At 46.2% G+C, this 21673-nt stretch carries 14 protein-coding genes; 2 read left to right on the forward strand and 12 right to left on the reverse strand.

Annotated features, from left to right (window positions below; translation table 11 throughout):
- Positions 1-224: 224 nt before the first annotated feature.
- Positions 225-545, forward strand: a complete 321-nt coding sequence (locus NYR53_RS22475; RefSeq protein ID WP_261300830.1) for a helix-turn-helix domain-containing protein — start codon at positions 225-227, stop codon at positions 543-545.
- Positions 546-556: 11 nt separating this feature from the next.
- Complete coding sequence (locus NYR53_RS22480; protein WP_261306485.1) at positions 557-1477, forward strand: IS3 family transposase; 921 nt, start codon at positions 557-559, stop codon at positions 1475-1477.
- Between the two features lie 720 nt (positions 1478-2197).
- On the opposite strand, the gene NYR53_RS22485 is transcribed toward NYR53_RS22480, so the two are convergent.
- From NYR53_RS22485 to nagA, 12 genes are all read right to left on the reverse strand, one after another.
- The gene (locus NYR53_RS22485; protein WP_261301383.1) at positions 2198-3004 is read right to left on the reverse strand and encodes a DeoR/GlpR family DNA-binding transcription regulator; all 807 of its coding nucleotides are present in this window, start codon (positions 3002-3004) and stop codon (positions 2198-2200) included.
- A gap of 183 nt (positions 3005-3187) precedes the next feature.
- Entirely contained in the window at positions 3188-5782 is a 2595-nt protein-coding gene (locus NYR53_RS22490) for a glycoside hydrolase family 2 protein (protein ID WP_261301384.1), read from the reverse strand.
- 13 nt (positions 5783-5795) lie between these two features.
- Positions 5796-8231 (reverse strand): alpha-mannosidase, encoded by a 2436-nt coding sequence (locus NYR53_RS22495; RefSeq protein WP_261301385.1) that lies wholly within the window; start codon positions 8229-8231, stop codon positions 5796-5798.
- Between the two features lie 34 nt (positions 8232-8265).
- The gene (locus NYR53_RS22500) at positions 8266-8991 is read right to left on the reverse strand and encodes an MBL fold metallo-hydrolase (protein WP_261301386.1); all 726 of its coding nucleotides are present in this window, start codon (positions 8989-8991) and stop codon (positions 8266-8268) included.
- On the reverse strand, positions 8984-9193 hold the full coding sequence (locus NYR53_RS22505) for a hypothetical protein (RefSeq protein ID WP_261301387.1): 210 nt from the start codon (positions 9191-9193) through the stop codon (positions 8984-8986). The genes NYR53_RS22500 and NYR53_RS22505 overlap by 8 nt, the downstream gene beginning before the upstream one ends.
- Before the next feature lie 12 nt (positions 9194-9205).
- On the reverse strand, positions 9206-12697 hold the full coding sequence (locus NYR53_RS22510) for a glycoside hydrolase family 38 N-terminal domain-containing protein (protein ID WP_261301388.1): 3492 nt from the start codon (positions 12695-12697) through the stop codon (positions 9206-9208).
- A gap of 37 nt (positions 12698-12734) precedes the next feature.
- Positions 12735-13652: a class II fructose-bisphosphate aldolase gene (locus tag NYR53_RS22515; protein WP_261301389.1), complete on the reverse strand. Its 918-nt coding sequence runs from the start codon at positions 13650-13652 to the stop codon at positions 12735-12737.
- Between the two features lie 20 nt (positions 13653-13672).
- Positions 13673-16393: an alpha-mannosidase gene (locus NYR53_RS22520; RefSeq protein ID WP_261301390.1), complete on the reverse strand. Its 2721-nt coding sequence runs from the start codon at positions 16391-16393 to the stop codon at positions 13673-13675.
- 13 nt (positions 16394-16406) lie between these two features.
- Positions 16407-17288: a carbohydrate ABC transporter permease gene (locus NYR53_RS22525; RefSeq protein ID WP_261301391.1), complete on the reverse strand. Its 882-nt coding sequence runs from the start codon at positions 17286-17288 to the stop codon at positions 16407-16409.
- On the reverse strand, positions 17285-18238 hold the full coding sequence (locus NYR53_RS22530) for a carbohydrate ABC transporter permease (protein ID WP_261301392.1): 954 nt from the start codon (positions 18236-18238) through the stop codon (positions 17285-17287). The genes NYR53_RS22525 and NYR53_RS22530 overlap by 4 nt, the downstream gene beginning before the upstream one ends.
- A 109-nt stretch (positions 18239-18347) precedes the next feature.
- The gene (locus NYR53_RS22535) at positions 18348-19706 is read right to left on the reverse strand and encodes an ABC transporter substrate-binding protein (RefSeq protein WP_261301393.1); all 1359 of its coding nucleotides are present in this window, start codon (positions 19704-19706) and stop codon (positions 18348-18350) included.
- A 650-nt stretch (positions 19707-20356) separates the two neighbouring features.
- Entirely contained in the window at positions 20357-21505 is a 1149-nt protein-coding gene (gene nagA / locus NYR53_RS22540) for an N-acetylglucosamine-6-phosphate deacetylase (RefSeq protein ID WP_261301394.1), read from the reverse strand.
- Between the last annotated feature and the right edge of the window lie 168 nt (positions 21506-21673).

Consider the following 21673-nt stretch of genomic DNA (forward strand, 5'->3'; position numbering starts at 1 on the left):
TTATTTGGGATCGTTCCCACTTTCAATTATGGCGATTTCCACATTTACATGTTATCGCTTACACATGAAATTGTCAACACTTAATTTAACAAATAAACAAACCCTTAATGATGTTCAGATTCATATGTTTCAAGTGTATCCATTGTGGTATCTCCTAGGCCCCCTAAATAAACTGGAGTCCTCCCACCCAATAATTTAAACTAGGGACAAGGAGATGATTCAGTATGGGGAAAAGGCTGAAAGAAGAAGCACGGCTTAAAATTGTTAAGGAAGCGTTGGCTGGTATTAAGGTGGGGGTATTAGCCCGCATGTATGACATCCATCCTGAAACCATCCGTTTGTGGATCAGAGATCACCGTGACTCTATTCCTCCGGAAGAAATCCCAGTGGCTGACGAGCATCTGCAAGAATTGCAGCGTCTACAAGATGTAGAACAACGCTATGAAAAAGCCGTTAAAGTACTTGGCGAGAAAGAGCTAGAGCTTGAGATCCTGCGCGAATTGCTAAAAAAGAAAGACCCCGCTTATCCGAGAAATTCGAAGTAGCAGAACCATTTATTAAGCGGGGTGAACCAGTAGCGTTGGTTCTGCGTATCCTTGGCCTTTCAGAGTCCACCTATTACGATCGTAAGAAGAGAGCTACCACCCCGCTATCTGAATGTTCCAAAGAAAGCCGGAGAGGGCGCCCTGTGCCTGGATACTCACATACGTTTACGGGTGAACAAGTGTGTGACAAACAAATCAATGCGTGGCTGCTTGAGCTCATAGAGGGCGAAGAACATGTCTATGGCTACAAGCTTCTTGCACAATGTATTCGTGACCAACATAACGTGAGACTGGACAAAAAGAAATCGTATCGCTTATGCAAAGAGCTAGGCATTCTTCAAAAGCCACGCCAGCGCATACAGACGCATCCTCGTAGACTGGCAAAGAACCGAGTCGTAACAGGCTCCAACCAATTATGGCAAATGGATATCAAATACGGATACGTCATTGGACAGGAGCGCTTCTTTTATATGCTCAGCATCATTGATGTGTTTGACCGTGTCGTCGTTAAACAGTACAGAGGTCCGGTATGTGAGGCCAAGCATGCGGTCCAGACGCTTTGTTATGCGATGCAGAGCCGGCTAAACCCTGGCGAAGAGATGCCTGTAATCCGTACAGATAACGGCCCGCAATTCGTAAGCAAACTGTTTGGAGATATGTGTGAGTGCCTTGACGTCGTCCATGAACGCATTCCGCCAAGGACGCCGAATATGAATGCTTACATTGAGTCGTTTCACAGTCTACTTGAACGTCACTTGTTCGGCATAAGAGACTTCATGACCTTTGAAGAGGCTTATGATGCACTCGATCGTTACATGGACTTCTACAATAATCGCAGGATGCATGGTAGTTTAAACCGAAAACCTCCGAAGATGTTTTCAGCATGGGTCAAGACGCTGGATGACACTTCTGCCTTTCATAAAGCGATGTAATACCTTGAAAAAACGCGGTATTCTACGCATGAATCATTTTTGGTGGGCAAGACTCCGGTTTTAGGGGGCCTAGCCGGTATAAAACCGATATTCTTTCGTGCATAGGGAGGGGTGTGGGTTCCAGGTTCCTTTGTAAGGGACTTTTGCTGTTCGCCGGTGTATAAGGTGCTTTTGCGTATAGCCGCTGAGTCCCCTTAGGGCTTTACCAACGTTCGAGGGGAATGACTATTCAGAGGCCCACAATAACTGCGAAAGTGCAGGTATTTTTGCTAAAATCATTTGAATAGAGAAAAAGCCTGCTATTCTGCAGGAATTTTATCTTTTCCATCCCGAAATTAAAATAAGACCGTAAAAGCCTGCACTATTGCAGGAATGTACGAACAGGAGCAATTGGAAGAAAAAAAGAATGTACAATTGCAGGCTTACAACAACCACAATTGTTTCCTCTCATTAAGCTCGCTCAAACCCAAAACAAGCAAATCTGAACAAATAAGCGCGAAAATCGCGCTTATTCACGAGCGCCCGAGCAATAAGCGCGAAAATCGCGCTTACGGGAGAGCTTTGCGAGCCGAAAGAATCTGAGAAGCTGAAAATGCCGGAATAAGCAATTGGACGAATACTTCCATCCAAAAGGTAGCATTCTATAATAAAAGTGGGCGCCCTAGATGCCAATAAGGCTTCTTTCGGACCACCCACTATTCCTACCTATTACGATAACTCTCATTCATCTTCATTTAGGATCAATTCCTTTACAGGACAAACAATCACCTGCACGCCGCACTGGCGGATTTCATCAAGAATACTCGGTTCTACTAGGTCGCTAGTAACCAGAATATCAACATCTTGAAAGTTGGAAAAAGAGATCAGTCCCTGTCGCTCGAATTTGCTGTGATCGGCAACAATGACAATCTTTTGTCCTGCTGATATCATGGCCCGTTTTACTTCAGCTTCGTAGAGATCAGAGCTTGTAAACCCTTTACGCATGGATATACCTGAGGCGCCCAGAAAGGAGAAATCGGCATTATATTTTTGCAGCTCTAATTCCGCTTGGGGACCAACAAGACTCATCGATTTCTTAATTAGCTTGCCGCCAATAACGAAGACGGAAGCATCTTCATTATGACTGCTTTCCTCCGCTACATCCGTTCCGTTCGTAACCACCATTAGCTTCGGCACATTACGTAGATGACGAGCCACGCACCAAGTTGTTGAGCCAGCGTCTAATATGACGATTTGATTGCCTTCCACCAGCGAAGCGGCCATTTTCCCGATCGCATCTTTCTCCTCGTAAAATTGGAATCTCCGCTGCTCGACTGGAGGGATAATTTGTGAATTATTTTGCAATTCTTCTATCAAAATGGCGCCGCCGTAATTTTTTTGAATGATGCCTTCCTGCTCCAATTGGTTCAGATCGCGACGAATGGTTTCTTCCGAGACATTGAATTCCTTCACCAAATCCGCTACTTTAACACTGCGTTCTTGGAAGAGAATTTCTTTTATTTTGGTTCTGCGATGTATAGCAATCATAATTTGATCCCCCTCTAATCCTCGAATACTTTACACTATTAGTTTCCGAATCAGAAAGGGATTTCTGATTGGGGATTTCTCAATGTAGATATGCAAATTCTAATATCGCTTTTCTTAGAAGGGTTGTCAAGAGCGATCCTCGTAAAAGCCCTCAGTAGAAGAGAGGCTATTAAGTCCTATAAGTTATAAAATGTGCTGAACTTGACTGTTCCAAGCAGATATGTTCAGTTTCTTGTCTGCTTCAGGAATGGAGCTCCACCGGACGTTAATCGTCTTATTTTCGCCTGGAAGTAAGGAGAAATCATTATCCGTATAATAAACGTAGCCATCTACTGTTACCGGACGAGTATCCTCCAGATGGACAAGAAAGGCTGCCCGTGTGCCTGCATTAGTAAGTTGAAGTTGCCAGCATGCCCCGTCCTCCGAAATCGTTTTCTCCACCTGTATGCTGGTTTGGGGTAGTGCTAACATCGGCACCAAATTAGCTGTAGCGCTAAAAGGATAGCAATTACTGCTAATGACTTCCTTCGCGGCGTTTACCAAATTAATGCGGAAAAAGAACACATCCTCTTGCAGCTGCTTGAGGGACAGTTCAAACGCCCCGAGTCTGGTGGCAGCATTAGGCACCACTTTTCCTTGCCATTCGGCTTCCGAATAGACGTGTCCGCTTTCGCCAACTAAACACCATTGTGAGGTTAACTCTCCCCGTTCGATCCTATCTGACTGAGCAACCCATACATCCGCTTTAAAAGTTTCCTGACCTTCCCATGCAATCATTGCAAAGCTGGCCGAAACTTGTATAGGTTGATAGGCTCCAGCCATCGCGTAATAAACCGGCTTAGGGTTCGTAAAGTAATCAAGCGCTGAAGTGCAATAAGCATTCGGGAATGGCTCATTGAACTGCCACGGGAGTGTTCCGCTATTTTGCCACATCCGTCGAAGATTGGATTCTACCGCATACCTGAGTCCTTCTGCTTGCAGAAACTGACTTGCGCGTATCAGCTCCTCAGGACGATGAAGCTCATTTCCAAAGGAGAACTGAATCATAGGTTCATTAATCCACCATGAACCACGGTGAAAATAAACCGGATTATCCCGAGTTGCTGGCCATTGGTTAACATCCGAAATCGTATGGTTCAGCGTTTTTAAATGCGTCATACCCTCTACGCCGAACTCACTATGAAGCAGAGAGGTTCCTTTGTTATAGAGCTCGTACTGTTGTGACAATCCCTGAAACTCCCAAGGACCATGCACATCGTGCAGTCCAGTTGGATCCCGCTCGATGTTGTCCAGCGTATTCGAAAAGCATCGACCGGTAGGCGATGTAGGAAGCCAAAGTGCATCTGGATGAAGAGTTTCAACCACTTGTCTAAGGGCTCCCAAAACCGGTTCCGCATCGTCAAGCGGCCGATCGTCTCTATCCTGCAGCTCATTGCCTCCGCACCACAGAATGAGAGAAGGATGATTTCTCTTTCTCGGAATGATCTGTTCGGCTTCCTGCACCATCATCGCGATAAAATTCTCATCTTCACTCGGTTTGTTCGCAATCCCAGAGCTGGATTGGATGAATTCCTGCCAAACCATGATGCCGTAACGATTGCAAAGCTCATAGAAGGCATCCTTCTCAATCAGACCTCCACCCCATACTCGCAGCATATTAACTCCCGCTTGTTTCGCCAACGTTAACAGTCTTTCTAGTTTAGCCGGCTGCTCTCTACCATACATGACATCCATAGGCACCCAGTTCCAGCCTTTGATGTACGTTTTATGCCCATTGACCACTAGTACATACGGCCTTGCCGTTGGATCCGGTGTTTCATTCCGCTGACATTCAACTGATCGAATGCCAAAAGTTGTTTCTTTGACTGAACTGTGCTGATAGCCAGCTTGCCCCTCAGGCTCATTTAACCTTTCTATTACGTTAATTCGGACTTGATACAAATGGGCTTCTCCCGAACCGTTCGGCTGCCATAGACGAGGATCGTTAAGTTCTACAGTGGAGCTAAACTTATTTCCCCCCTCACATACCAAGTGGTCGGATACGACAGAACTTATATGCTCATCACCCGAAAAAATGCAGGTCTCCATGCGGACCTCCGCTTGTTTCTCAGAGGAAATCGTCGATTCTATCGTAAGGTTTGCTAGTCCAAAATCATTGGAAAGTGTTGATCTCACATAGACATCCTCGATACGTATCGGACCAGTGACATCCAAATACACATCGTCCCATATCCCTTGATGTATCATCCGCGGACAGAAATCCCACCAATATGTCATCCGGCTTTTGTGCTCGCGAACATAGCTCGTTTTGCTAACCTGCGGCTGTTCATCCGGCGCTTTTTCAATCACAACAGACAATAAATTCGACCCGCCATAATGAAGGATGGCCGTAACATCAAATACGGCTGCCGTAAACATGCCTTTGTGATGACCAATTTTAGCACCATTCAGGAAGAACTGAGCTTCAAAATCAACACCTTTAAAATGAAGCTGGACACGTTGACCAAACAATGAAGCATCAATGTCGAACGTTTTTTTATAAATCCACGCTCGTTCAGGCACCCATTCCGCCAAAAGACTATTACGCTCAAAGTAGGGGTCCGAAACCTCGCCATTTTGCCAAAGATCATAGAGGACTGTTCCTGGAACCGTCCCTTTCCTCCACCAACGACGATCCTTGGAGTCTGGTTTTTCTGCATTTCGCCATATCCAGTCCTCACCCAAAAAATCTTTGAAAAGCCAATCGCTTCCGTTTAAACTAATTTGCTTTACAGCCATCCCAGACACCGCCTTACCACTCAATTAAATCCGTCTCCATCACCGATAGACTCGGGTCGGCAGGAACACGGAAGGTTTTAATTTCACAAGGACCAAATGTAGCTGTAATTTCCCGATTAAAGTGAGGTAAACGAATGGTCGCTTCGGTCGTTTCTCTCGTTGTCTCGTAAGCGCGGATAATCAGATCGCTGCCTTCTTCGGCTTTTTTCACTACACTGACGATGATGTTGTCCTTATCTACTGTCAAATAGGAATCTTTCTGTGGAAGCTCTCCCTCATGATAAGTTTCGATAATCGTGATCGGACGCTGATTGAGCTCCAGTGCATGCTTGACCGTTCCAGCTTGCTCCCAGCTGCCTTGATGCGGCAGCAGTCTGTAATTAAACGTCTGAATGCCTTGATCGATGAAGGAATAGTTCCCCTGAGGCTCGGGAACCACAGGATCATGATGGGCATAAATTGGGCTGCGAATCACCGTCATCGCCAGCTCTTTATTCATTATGCTATAGCTGTATTTCGCATCGTTCATAAGGGAAACACCATAGGAAGTCCCTCCGTACTCACCGATGTCACGCAAAATACCGCCGTAATCTACCCAGCTTTGGCCTGGCTCCTCTTCACCATTATGCTCCCGTTCCTTAAAGCCGTATGGGATCTCATATGTCTGTTTCGTAAATACTAAATGAATTGGGAATACCAATTTTAACATCTTAAACTGCTCACGCCAGTCCACTGTCACTTTGACATCGATATAGTTCAATTGTTTATACATGGTGAAATCCTGCACGATCTTGGAGCTGCCATAAACACTTGTGACTCGGATGACTGATTTAACTGGGCCATGCTCGACGCGCTGAACGCTCGTCGCCATGAAATCGCCAACCTTATTGCTAAAATGAAGAACATTATGACTCCAAGTATCAGACTTATCTTCGATAACAACTGGTCTCGCCGCGGGTCCGCGGAACACTTCGTAATTTAATTTCTTATCCATTAGGCTGGAGATAAAGCCCGTCTTCGGATCGAATTCCAGGCGGAATCTATCATTTTCCAATGCATAGTCGTTCGCTTTGATAGATTGTAATGCCAATTTGGGTTCCAGCGAAGCTGTGAGCACCTTATACACCCGATACCCCATGGAGGGCAGCTGGGCAATAAAGCTAAGACGGTATCTGCCGCCAGCCGTTGCCTGAGATTGCACCAATTGGAAGTGAACCTGCTTGCCGTTCTCATCTACCAATATCGTCGTATCCTTGATGCCGCCAATTTCTAACTCGATATTAACAGTGCTTTCCCAAGAATGTGGATTAAACACAACGATTGGCTTCATGCCATCTTCCTGTTCAATACCGATTTTCCAGGAAATCGATTGAATTGCATAGTTCAAACCACGCTCGGCAATCGTCATCGCTTCTCCGTGCATGTTTCGAGCATCTTCATAAGCCGATTCAAGACTAGTTCCGGCAAGGATATCATGGAATTGGTTAAACAAAACATTTTTCCATGCACGATGAAAATCTGTTGGATAGGCTTGCCCTGTGATTAATTCAGCCAATGAAGACCATTTTTCTGCAGCAATGAGTTTATTCTCAGCTTGCCGATTCCAATGCTTAATGCCCGAATGAACGGCATAACAACCACTGGCATGATGCTGAAGATCGTCGTGGACGACTGGAATTGGCAGCTGCATAGCTTCCATATCGGCGAAAAATTCATTCGGCGCAGCCATCTCCATCGTCGGAAATTCAGGCTGCCCATTCATCCGCTTGATACTGTCGATGTTCTCTTTCGTCGGACCTCCCCCATGGTTACCAACCCCGTAGAAGACCATTAAGTTGCCAAATGGATCCTTCAGCTCTTCCATACAACGGCGAACATGCTTCTCAAGGTCCTTGCCCCATGTGCAGTACTCAAAGGGAATCCGGTAAGTAAGCACACGGCTGCCATCATCCGATTCCCAGTGAAATAGACGGCCCGGCAAGCCTTTCTCATTCGGCATAGGACGCATAAAAATATAATAAGGCATCCCGCTTTTGAGCAAAATTTGCGGCAGCATGCCGTGATGTCCAAAGCTATCAACGTTATAACCCACTTTCGCGGTTACGCCTAATTTCTCCTTGAAATAACGTTGGCCATATAAGCCTTGGCGGACGAACGATTCCCCACCGGGAATGTTGCAATCCGGCTGCACCCACCAGCCGCCAACGATTTGCCAGCGCCCTTCTCTTACGCGTTCCTTAATTTCTTCAAACATTTTTTTGTCGTTATTTTCGACCCATTCATAGTTTGCAGCAGAGCTCGAGGTGAAAATAAAATCATCATATTCCTTCATTCGATCGAGAGCCGATCGGAAGGTTGCTTTCGTTTCCTGAAAGCCTTCCTGCCACTGCCAAAGCCAAACTGGATCCAGATGGGCATTCCCGATCATGTAAAGTTTCTTCTGCTTCATAATTTCCCCTACCTTAACTGATTTTGGCGTGAACTTAATATTGGAAAGTCTCGTACAAAGGCTTGAACCATGGGTTAAAATAAACACCCAGCTGCTTCCGTGCCTCGGCTACTTTCGTTTTGGCATCGTAAACCAACGTCGGAGGCAAATGACCGAAGGTCATCAAGTCAAAATCATAGGTCAACAGCTTATCCAGCGAGTGTCCCCATGCGTCTATATTGGAACCGATTCGGGGATGGTAGCCACCCCACAAGGTATCCCCGGCAACTAAAATTTTATGAATGCCATCCGTTAGGAGAAGGGAAACACTTCCAGGTGAATGACCGGGCGTATGAATGATTTCTAAGTTGAACCTGCCTACTTGCAGCGTTTCCCCATCCATCAGCTTCCGATGAACCTGCAAAGCAGGAAAAGGCTTATTGTAAATAAACGCTGCTGTTCGTTCGGGATCGCCTTGCTCCACCTGCTCCAGATCTGCCTCATGAATCCACAACTCAGCGCTGCTTTCCTGTGCCAGCTGTGCAAAGCCAGATACATGATCCCAATGACCATGAGTAGCTATTACTTTTGTAATCTCTTGCGGCTGCACCCCAAGTTCTCCTAAGTTGCGCTTTAACGCCGGATATCCATCTGCGCCTCCACAGTCAATTAGCAGAGGTTCTTTGCCAGTAATCAAATAAGCACTCGCATCCCACGGATGAGTCAACTTGTCGCCAGAAACAACATAGAAATCTTCTGCGAGTTTAACAGCTTTAGTCATTTGAGGTTCCACCTTTATTAAAAATAACCAGAGACTTGGCCTCAGGTGTCAATTGTTCAACTTCATGCGCAAAAAAGGCAAAATAACGCATCCATGTTCCCCTTACGTTCGAAAAAACAGTTACTTCACTAATTAACGAATCCTCGTTCCCTTTGATCATGTCCGAGCCCTCTGTCGTTCCATTTCCCCTCGTTCGATCCAATATATGGAAGCTTCACACCATTTCAATCCGCACCGTAGATAATCCCCATGGTTGAATCGGGATTCGAATGGAACCGTCGGATTCAATCGGCAGCTCACTGCGTTCATTCTCGAGCAGGTCTGTGAGCCAAGCTGCCGCAATCCGTTTCCCAGGAATGAACAGAGTTGGCGATTGCACACATCCTGCAATTTCCTGCAGTCTTACAATAAAACCGTTAGCGCGTCTAGCCTTTTTCCAAGTGGTAATAACCGCTTGATCAGTGCTCAGCTCTGCCAATGTGCCACCAGACTCCCTTGAATAGGGCTCCGCCACTTCACGGAAATCCTGAAAGCTCATCCGCTGCGCGTACATGCTTTGTCTCGTTTGCCATCCCTTGCGGTAGGCCTGATCCAAAGGCTGCGTCTTACCGCTGGATAAGACATAGCGGAAGCGGATCGTTCCACCCTGTGAGCCTTTATAATTGGTATGCCAGTAATTATTTAAGACATAGGAGAGTACGGTTCCTCCGCTCAACTTCATCTCCTTAGGCCACTTCCCTTGCACAATATTCCCTACACAGAACAATGGAATATCTGGAGAAGCGATGTGAACGGCGGCATATTCCTTCTGGACAATGATGCCTGTTTGCAAAGGAATCCATTCTTTACAGCCCCCGGGAAGCTGGTCCTTATCCCAATCTACCCAACCAAGCTGAGAATCCGAAAGGACCTGCGCATCCGGCAAATTGCACGGAAATGCAATATAGACGGCTTCCTTATTCAGCCTCTCTTCCTTCGTATAGCTGTAGCTCACTTCCACTTGCTTGGCGCGATCATGCAGCGTCCATTCCATCTCCAGTTCACCGTAAGGCACTGTGCCTCGCAGCTTGACGGATTGCTCATACGAATATGTGTCCGATGTCATTTCGATGAATGTAAAATTACTCAACACCTGCGGATTACCATCCGGCAAGTCGGCCTGATTGCTCATCAGCCTTGTGCCTTCCCCGCCCTCCGCATACAATAATTGACCAAACCCCCAAGGACTGGACGCATCAGCAAGCTCCTGATCAAGTGTCTTATCGACCCAGCTCGATACACACCCGCGATTCAAATCGATCGTTATCCGATAAGTATCATTTTCCATCGTATACATACTGAGCGTTGATGCCACTTGGTTTGCAGGGTCTGCAGGCTTATCAATAACGCTACCAGTTTCCCTAACCTGCAAAAGAAACCGCTGATAGCTGAGCCCCGGTAGATCATCAACCCACAACTCGACAATTGCTTGCGAGGCAAGAACTTTGATGTAACGCATCGGGAGCTCTGCTAGCGTCACCGGATGCAAGACGATTTCCTGCGGAGCGATTTCGACCTGCACCTTCCCGCTGAAGGACCAGCTGTGCGGATTATACACGACAACCTCTCGTCCGTTGTTGTTCCAATTCAAACTGTGCCTCGTTGCCGAAGTATGAAGTAATCGATTCGCCCATTGATAGGCGCTATCGGCCATATGCTGTTTAACAGCCCATTGATCCTGTTGCAGCAGCGCTTCCGGCTCCGTTGCGCTTAAGAAGGCGCCCCAGGTATGTTCGACATATAGCAGCAGCTCCCGCCATGCCTTATCATATTGCTTAAGCGGATATGACCATCCCTCATTGTGAATAACAGCGAGTGCTTCCAGCCTTTCAGCAGAGGGCAGCATCGCTTGCGCTTTCCTTGTTTGGATAGTGGGCGCAATCGATGATCCAGCACCATCCTCCCAATAAGCGCCTCCGTCTCCTTTGACGGTATGCAGCTTAGAACCGTACCCATTTTCCACATATTCGAAAAAGTCACTGACATCCGATGCAATTAATTTCGGAAAAGCGTAAACTCGATTCCACTCCTTAACAAAGTCAACCGGCTGTGGATCTAAATCTGTATTGTCGGCTTCCTGCCCGTATAATAGAACAGCATCAGGCGCATAATCTTCTCTTTCATATTCTTGCAACCACATATCAAGGCCACGTTCAGCGGATGTCACCATTGGCGGACTGCCGCATACTTTGCGCAGCTCGCAGTACATTTTGGCTAGCCAGCAAAGAACCCGGCCTCCCTGGGGGCCTTCCCAATAAAAGGGGGATAGCTTGTGCAGCCCGCCATTCAAACGAAACGGCCCGCGATCCTGATTATTCGCATGAATCAAATACTTGATCCCGCTGCCTTCCATGATCGCAGGAAGGGAGCTCGTTAACGAAGCTACATCCACAACGGCGTTAACTTTCGGTCTCATCCCTGCCGGCTGAAGTAAATCATTTACAAATTCATGATTGCGAATTAAATCCTCAAGCCCTGCAATTTGCGTCAACAAATCGGCATAATTGCCTGCTAGGCTAATTTTCCCTGCTTGTAAGGCCTTAACTAGCTGCTTGTTTCTTCGGTCATCCCGAGTGGCTGCGTACGTTTCCAGCACCCAGCCTGCATCCAAATGATAAGTAAAGGCTGGTTCTGAGGATTCAGCTTCTTTCTCAATGAGATCCAAAGCGGTGTCCACATTGCGGCAAAGCCGCTCGGCTACCTCCCATTGTCGGTGGGTGTAGCCAATGTCCGTATGCGCGTGAGGTGTTATGTACACCTTCCACTTCCTTCTTCGAGTAAAACTGCCTTCCCATTTTACGGGCTTCCCATCCATCTCGCCTTCTAAGAGGTACGTAACCGGACCTTCCCCGTCAAAACATTCAAACGTGAATTGAACGTGACCCAAAGCAACGGCGGACATTCCGAATCCATACTCTTTCCTACCGTTCGATCCACTTATTTGCAAAGTGAAGTCACCATTGGTCAGGCTGGCGGCAAGTTCCAGATATAAGTAGCAAACATTCACGAGCTCCTCTGAAGCTGACCGCTTATAAAGCACTGTAGATTGAACCTCTACGTGATTCAACACGGCATCTTTCCTTCTCTCAACTGGTGAAAAAGCAAGCTTTTGATAAAGTAACCCTGCTCCATTCGCCATGCGGTCCAAGCGTTTAATCGCCTCGATCCGCTCGATAACCATCGTCTCCCCGCCATCATGACAGGTTAGCTCGATGGTGTTCTTCCCACGTAGGAGCAAATGACCAGGTACGATAACCTCTGCCCTGCCGTCGGCATAAATCGTCGTATGAAGACCGGACTGTAAGGCAATTTCTCCGGATTGAGACGGGGCAGGACGAACATAGGCAAAGCCGGAAATGCCATTCACCTTGATTTCTAGATAGGAAACTCTTGGCGCAATCACTAAATAGTCAATGGCTAGAACATAGTCCTCGGCAAGCTGTTCCTCCATATTAAAATGAATCGTATACGGATGCAGCTTGTATCCACTATCGGGGTCTGCTTCACTGGGATGAAACATCGGCCATTTCGTGCCCCGTTCTGCACTACATTTGGCGTCAGCATCCCATACAATATCCCCGAGTCGATTAGGATCTTTATAATTATCAAAAAGATCTTCTGCACCGCTTTCCGTCGATCCGATGCTCCAAATCACCTTTTTATCCATATAAGCTCCCATCCTCAGCCATTTATCACTTAATCACTTAAACAAAATGATCTGCCTTCGCTTTGCTTCCTAAGAAATGAATCATTTTATCGATGACCGTGCTTTCAACAGCGGCTCTCCCCTTTTCCAAAAGAGAAGACTCCAATGCTTTGCATTCTTCATTCGTCAGTCTCTCTTCCCGTCCCAATGCCCCTAGGAAAGATAGCTCCAAATCCGTTGCGATATTCACTTTACTCACACCGCCGCTTGGAAGGCGAATGGCTCCTTCCATCATTTCGGCAGGTACACCGGAACCGCCATGCAGTACAAGATGTACGGGCGTAAGGGAACGGATCTCTTGCAATCGAGCGACGTCGATCTTAGGCTGTCTGACCATATATACGCCATGGGCTGTCCCGCAGGAAACCGCCAATGCATCAATATTCGTTTCATTCACGAAACGTTTCGCTTCCTGAGGATCGGTATACAGCTCCTCGTCTTTATCCGTTTCCACGAAATCTGTCGTTCCGATCATACCGAGCTCCGCTTCAACGGAAACACCTTTCGCATGGGCATAATCAGCGACCTCTTTGGAAGTGCTAATATTGTCCTCTAAATTTTTCTCAGAGGCGTCAATCATGACCGAGGTGAAGCCGGCGTCAATCGCAAGAGCGATAGTCTCCAATTCCTTGGTATGATCCAGATGCAGGACTAGGGGCACGGTTATTCCTTCCGACACCACTTTCTCATAAAATTCATCGGCAAATTCCTTTGGTGTAATCCCATATCGGATTAGTTCTTTATGAGATATCTGAACGATGGCCGGAGATTTCATCTTCTCGGCAGCCCTCAAAACGGGCGTAATCATCGGTGTATAGCGAGGGGAAAACGAGCCAATTGCAAATCCGTATTTTTCGGCTACCTCTAGGGCTTGTTTGAGCGTAATAACGTTTTTGGGTCTTAATTCAGTGTTCATGGTGATCTCTCCTTTTTTATCTATTTGGTGTTTGCTGATTGAAAGCTGATTTCGAGCGTAATGATTTCGGCACCTTTCGCATGAATCGTGAATGCTCCATCGGCATCCATGTTGAGATCATTCGTATCCATCGGCTGTTCATTTAATTTCACGCAGCATACCCGATCAGGCTTTATCTTCATTTTCACTTTTGCCGAGGTTGCTTTTTTAGCTGCATTCCAGAAGCGCAATATAAGGCTATCTGACTTCTCCGCTTTTTTGCAGGCGCTGAGCATGAGTGTATGATCTCCCTCAACCTCCAGCCAACCATCTTGCTTTGCCAAAACACCCTCATGTTTCCCCGTTACCGATCCATAACTAGCTGTTAAATATTCATGAACCCTCGGAGATATATGGGATTCCTGCCAATCTCCTTGATGGACCATGATTGCATACTCCGCTTCATTGAACCCAAGACTTTGCGCATCGGGTACAGGTGTTTCAGGACCAGCGCCGCCGATCCTAACTAGCGTATCCTCTCGGGACAACCAGCCTACAGCCCTTAATAAAGTGATAGCCAGCGTACCCTGCTCATCGGCCAGCATGTCATACTCAGTCAACCCTTTATTGGCTATGGTCATCCCTTTATCTCTGCTATTTACGCTGACAAAACCTTGCTGAGGCTTTTGCTGTACATACGTTTCCGGCCAACCATTGCCGTAATCCAAGGCAGCAGCCTCTCTTGCGACAACATCGAAATGCCCTTCAGCATGTGAAACCTTGAACCTCTCACCAAGCGGAAACAACACTCGTAATCGATGGTCTTCCGCTTGATTGTTCCAAACCGTGCGCACATCGACTCTTGCGGATCCTGCTGTAAGCGTCACAAAATTCGTAATCCGATAATCTGTGTAGGCAGCTTCTCTACTTAATCGATCACCGCTAAGCTGCTTCGGCAAAGACCAATCGATGTCCACTCGAAGTGTACCTCTTGCATAACCAACTTCATCTGAGGAAACGTGCACGCTAACAGGAGTTTGTGACGTACGCAGCACACGATCCATCAAAGGAGCTGCATAGTTATAGGTATCTCCGGCATCCCCTCCGCTTTCAAAGGCGCCTAAACCTTCATAAATAAGGCCGCTTTGTTTGTCAGTAATGTGCAGTGTGCCGTTATGCTGATTAACTTCAACACGCAGATAAGCATTTTCCAAGATATTGAGTCCGATCTGCAAATCCGTTACGGCTTCGCTGCCCTTCAACTTGGCAGATGGCAGCAGGGTATTGAAATACACCTGTTTGGGGTCGCTAGCTGTTTCCCTTTTACGCAAAGAATAGGTCTTATAGCCAAAACCGGGCAGATCTACAGCTGAAAAGCTTATTTCCGTATAAAAATGTTTATCCGTCATAGGCTTCATGCCGCTGATTTCCTTCACCTGAAAAGGAACCTCGTTTCCTTCCGAATCCTCCATCCTATAAGTTCTTGGATGAATCATTAACTTGCGATCCATCCAGACAGCAGCCGTGTCGTCACGCGTCCAGCTCAGTGAATTATGAATAACAATCGCCAAATCTCCATCTTCCAAATCGCTAGTATCAATTTGATTGTTGATGTGTTGGATACTTTTCTCCGTCAAAATGTCCGCGATTTGCTTGGATTGCGCGAACCTAGGCAGCATCTCCCGATGTACTTCGTCAATGCTGCAGCCACAAATACTGTCGTGCGGGTGATTCTGAACAAGAAGTTCCCATGCGGTCCACAGCAGGGTTGATTCATACTTGCGACCACTTAGCCAGGCAAGCGCTGAGAAAGGTTCTGCATAGCGTTCTAAAGCCAACTGTCCGATGAAATTATGTCGTTTCAAATATAGGCGTGCGGACAATACACCGGGCAATACATGAGGTAAATCTGCGCCAAAGTGACGAAGCTCGCCATGTATGACTTGTAATGAAGGATTCTGACTGCGAACGGCTTCGATGAAATCCTTCGTTGTCCCCCAATGCAGCTCCGCAATTTCTTTCAAATCTTCGCCCACCTGCTTCAATAATCGCGGCAATCGCGCATCAATAAGCCTGTGATCACCGCCATAGGGCATTAATAAGCAATCCGTTGTTGCCCGTGGTGCCCAGCGTTCCAAGGATTTACGAACTCTGCCGTAAGTTTCGTCATAAGTCTTGTTCGGATTGTCAAAGTGGAGAAAATCCACCATATAATAGCCATCTGGGAACCAGTATGTGAACACTTGCGTGCCATCTGGAGCTTCCCACAGAAATTCTTGTTTAAAGTCGGGTGAACTTCCGCCTAGTCCTCTCCAAACCATCGCATTGTCAATCCCGAAGCCTTGAAGAATCTGCGGCATCTGCGAGATATGACCAAATGTATCCGGAATATAACCGACATCCAAGTTCGTATAGCCGAGCTTCTCAGACATACGAGCACCTAGCATCAAATTACGCACATGCGCCTCACCGCTCACGAGAAACTCATCCGGCAGGATATACCATGGACCGCATTGAATACGGTTTTCATGGATATATCGCAGAAGACGCTCTTGATTTTCCGCCCGAATCTCCAAATAATCCTTCAGAACGATCGTTTGACCATCGAGCAAAAAGCACCGGAACTCCGGATCGTTATCCAACGTATCCAGCAGTTCATCGATAAGCTCTACCAAGCGGAAGCGGAAATCCTGCATCGTCGCCCACCACTCCCGATCCCAATGGGTATGATGGTACATAAAAACACGATATTTGCGTTCCAAGTTATTGTCCTCCTTACCCTTTCGTACCGGCACTGATGTTCATACCCTCGATAAAGTATCTTTGGAAAATGAAGAATATTGCGATGACCGGAATCATCACCATAACCGAACCCGCCATCAGTAAGTGCCATTGGCTGACGCCGGAGCTGACCTTGAAAGCCTGCAAACCAAGCTGCAGCGTGTACTTTGATTCATCATTTACATAGAGCAGCGGTCCAAGGAAATCGTTCCATGCCCCTGTAAAAGTACCGATTGCCACCGTAGCCAGTGCAGGTTTAGCAAGCGGAAGCATAATTGAACGCCAAATATACAAGTGGTTTGCGCCGTCAATTTTCGCTGCTTCAACTAAATCATTGGGAATTCCCAAATAGAATTGACGTATGAGAAAGATGTGGAAGGCACTTCCGAAGAAACCCGGAATGATTAAGGGCAAGTAAGTCCCTACCCAATGCAATTTTGAAAACAAAATGTATTGTGGAATGAGTGTTACGAATCCCGGAATAATCATCGTCCCAAGAATGATGGAGAACAGAAGCCCTTTCCCGGGAAAGCGGATTTTAGCAAAGCCATAGGCGATGAATGAATTTGAAATTACATGCGCAAACACGGCTGTTGAAGCGATTAGCAGCGAATTGGCCGAATATCTTGCAAAATTCCCTGCTTCCCAAGCCTCTTTGTAGTTGGCCCAAACGAATTTTTTAGGAAACCAAGTCGGCGGATAGGTCACAACTTCTGTTAATGATTTCAAGGATGTTTGAATCATCCACCAGAACGGCATGAGAAAAGACAAACTGCCGGCAATGAGAATAAGAGTTACGACCCATTTGGAGATCCTTTGCTTAGTCTTGCGGCTTTGATGGTATGATTTCTTATTTACAGCTGCAGCGACGGTCATCGCGAATCTCCTCCTTCGTAGTGAACCCAGTACTTCGACATCACCATATTAATGATAGTAACGATAATAGCGATGATGAAAAGGAACCAGGCCATTGCCATGGCGTATCCCATATCAAATATTTTAAAAGCTTTCAAGAACATATGAAGATTGAAAAATAAAAGGGAGTTCGCCGGAGATCCCGGAGCGCCAGGGTCATCAGCCATAACATAACCCTCCTGGAAAATTTGGAAGCCGCCAATTAAGCTTGTGACGACATCAAAAAAAATAACAGGCGTAATCATGGGTACAGTGATATGCCAAAGCTTACGAATGCTGGATGCCCCATCAATCTCGGCTGCTTCATACAAATGATCGGATACACCTTGCAACGCCGCTAAAAACAGCAGCATTCCTCCCCCGACTGCCCACATTTTCATCATGACAATTGCATTCTTCGTCCAAGCTGGATCCGTCAGCCAAGCCGGTCCTTCAATCCCAATCCAGCCTAACACTGTATTAATGAGACCTGAATCTGGGTTAAGAAGCATCATCCAAAGCATATAAACAGCTACACCGGACAAGACAGTTGGTAGGTAGTAAATCGTCCGAAACCATCGCATGCCGGGAATTTTCACATTCAGTAAAACGGCAAGAATCACAGAGCCCATCGTGGTTAATGGAACGGCAAGAGCAACATAGTAAAGGGTATTTCTGAGTGATTTCCAGAACAAGGGATCGTCCGTAAACATGCGTTTATAGTTGTCGAAACCAATAAAGTCCATACGGGAAGTGATGTCATAGTTCGTAAAGCTAGCGTATAAAGAGAACAAAAGAGGGCCGGCTGTAAATATCAGAAAACCAATAAACCACGGAGCAACGAAACCATAGCCTTCTAGTGCCTCTTTCTTGTCCAAAGACCACTTTCTTTTCTTTGTCGGATGGATAACCTTATTCACTTGGGGATTCACATGTGTTCCTCCTTAACTATTTCTTTCGAAGACTGACCTTTAATGCTTCTGCTTATGAAAAAAGGATGGAGCAGTAATACACTACGACTCCACCCTTATGATCTAAAGCTTACTTTGTATTTTGCTTAACTAAGTCTTCAACCGCTTTCTGAGCTTTATCCAAGGCATCTTTCGGGCTTTGCTTCCCTAGAATCGCCTCATCAATTTGTGGATTCATCAAGTTAGCAAAATCAGGTGCTGTTACAGGTACTGGCGCAAGAACCGTATTTTTCAAGTTATCAACCGTAAATTTGTAAACTGGATCCTTGATCAGCTCCGGATCATTAGATGCTTTAATATTGGATACGTTATCGAAGTTGAATTGAGCCCAATATTTCTGTGCATCAACATCCGTCATATACTTCATGAACTCCCAGCTTTCATCTGGATGTTTAGCTCCAAACGGAATTTCAATGGTAAAGCCTCCACCGACGCTCCAGTTTCCGCTGCCTGCTTTGTATTCAGGCACTGCTGCAATACCAAAGTCTTCTTTCTTAGCAGCAAAGTCACGGATTTGAGTCCAGAATGTGCCCGCATCAATTTTCATAGCTAATTTCCCAGCGATAAGCGGGTCATTTGTCTTGCTGCCGAAGCTAGCCTTGAAGGCGTCAACTTCCTTTTTACCTAAACGGGCATCCCAGCTGTTATACCATTCGAGTGCAGCAACACGGTTTGGTGAATTGATATAAATACCTTTGTCGTCCAGCCAAGGTCTTCCGCCATCAGCATTGTTCAGGAAAACATCTTGACCTCCTGCCAAGCGGGGGTGGAAGCCTAAGCGCTCAATTTTACCGTTGTTGATTTTATCGATTTTTTTGGAATACTCCTCCAACTCAGCCCATGTTTTTGGCGGTTTCTCTGGATCGAGTCCTGCTTCTTTAAAAACAGCTTTGTTGTAGAATAATACGCGAGTGTCCGTTACAAATGGTAAAGCATAAATTTCGTTTTTGTATTGCATCGCATTTAATAAGTGCGGGAAGAAACGATCTTTAATGTTATCCTTCGCTAAGTACGGAGCAAGGTTCGTTACTTGCTTCTTGCTTGCACGCTGGGCAACCTGACTAATATCGTGAATGATGACATCGGGCGGATTACCTGCAGCAATGGCTGCCAGTTCCTTCGTCCAACCATCTCCATAAGGCAAAAACGTATGTTTCACGGTAATACGGTCCTGAGAAGCATTAAAATCACTAATAATTTTCTCAATAATAGGACGACGTGTTGTAGAACCCCAATGAGTCCAGAAATCCAGTGTAACTTTCCCCTTCGGTTTCTCTACCGCGGTACTTGCAGCTGGACTTGCACCAGTTCCGGCACTTGGACTTGGACTTGGACTAGCCGTTTTATCCGTGCTGCATGCAGTCAACACTAATCCGGTGCTGAGCGCTGTGCTGAGTAGAACCAACATGGATTTATTTGCTCTCTTCATACGGTTTCATTCCCCCTAATAAAATGGTTAGACAACCAATGCCACATTGTATATATCGACAATCCCACAATATAAAGCGCTTGCAATGTGGCTTTTTGAAGCCTATACATTCATAATACCAACAAAAACTGCATTGTCAACCATTTTACAAGCGCTTACAAGTGAAATTTTGTGTTTTGTCCCCAATAACCCTCGAGAAGCCACATTTTTGCCTACTAACTCCTATGAATGAGAACTCGGCTAAATTGTTGCACAAAATACAACATCTACAACCTTAGTGAGAAAAAACCAGCTAAATTGTTGTAGTTCCAACAACTTGCCTCATAAATGATGAGTAAGCATAGAGAATAAACGCCTTATATCCCCTTATTCCTCGAAATAGTTAACCAAGAAATGGATACAGAGTTTTCTCACTGCTCACCTAGAGAAGCTACATGTGCTACTATCAAAATCAAAATAAAATTCAAAACCGCAACCAAACCATAACCACAAAATACACACTCACACATTCACACTCTCAATCAACACAATCCACAAAGCAAACTAAGCTAAAAAGGGGCAAGCTCACTTGCCCCCAAACCCTATAAAACCAAAAAAACTCCCGCATCCATTGGATGGGGAGATTTCATATTTCCGATTCGCTAGCTCGTCTAACTGTAAATCCTACCACCGATCATCGTCCATATAACTTGGAATTGGTCATCCATCAAGACCATGTCCGCATCGGCGCCGATGGCGATCCTGCCCTTCTGTGGTAGACCCAATAGATCCGCAGGTGTACGTGACGCCATAGTAACGGCATCCTCTAGGGAGATGCCCAGCTCTACTGTATTTCTCAACGCCTCGTTCATCGTCACCGTACTGGAAGCGAGTGTTCCGTCCTGCAATTGTGCGACTCCTCCAGCGACTTTCACTGCGTGGCCGCCGAATTGGTAGTCCCCGTCGCCCAGTCCCATCGCATGGAGCGCGTCCGTGATAAGGACCATCCCTTCCGCTCCCTTGATCTTATGCATCAGCCGTATAATTGCGGGGTGTAGGTGTACATGGTCCACAATCGCTTGCAAGCTAACATGCGGCTGCTCGAAAGCAGCGACAACCAAACCCGGGTCACGGTGGTGAATCGGACGCATGCCGTTGAAGCAATGTGTAATATGGCTTGCCCCCAAACGAAAAGCCTCAGTGGCTTCGTCATAGGTAGCGTCAGAATGAGCAATCGCCACGATAATTCCGCGTTCTTGCAGATAAGAAACCATCTCCATCCCACCAGGGAGCTCGGGAGCGATGGTGACCATTTTCAATAAAGAGCCAGCTTGCTCCACGATCTGCTCCATTTCCGTGATATCCGGATGTCTAAGAAAGGCTTCATTTTGCATCCCTTTTCGTTTCACATTTAAATAAGGACCCTCTGTATGAATCCCAACAATCGATGCGCCTCGCTCCTTACCTGCCACTTTCTTGACATTATCAATCATTCGCTGTAAATCTTCCATTTTGGAGCTTACCGACGTAGCCAAGAATGAGGTACACCCCGTAGCAGCGCATGTCTCTGATACAACTTCGATACTCCGAACGGTGCCATCCATCATGTCATAACCTTTCGCTCCGTGAATATGGACGTCAATCATGCCAGGTATAAGCAGCTTACCCTCCCCATCAAGAATTTCAAGCCCCTCCGAGTGAACGAGGGCACCTTCTACAATCGTAGTAATCCGTCCATTTTCTACACATACCGAACCTTGTTCTATGATTCCTTTCTCAGCTACAACACGGACATTCGTAATCCATTTCGAAGTTTTCACGTTGAATCCTCCCGTCTTAAAAATGTTTATTTGTGGATGGACGACTTTCATCCATAATGACAGTCACGATAGGAAGATAGTATCTCAGATTTGGGAGGAAAGTCTAGCATATTATGGAATGTATGGAAGGTTAAAAATAGAAACAATCCCGCGAAAAATCAAGAATAT

This window comes from Paenibacillus andongensis, assembly GCF_025369935.1.
Taxonomy (GTDB): Bacteria; Bacillota; Bacilli; order Paenibacillales; family NBRC-103111; genus Paenibacillus_E; species Paenibacillus_E andongensis.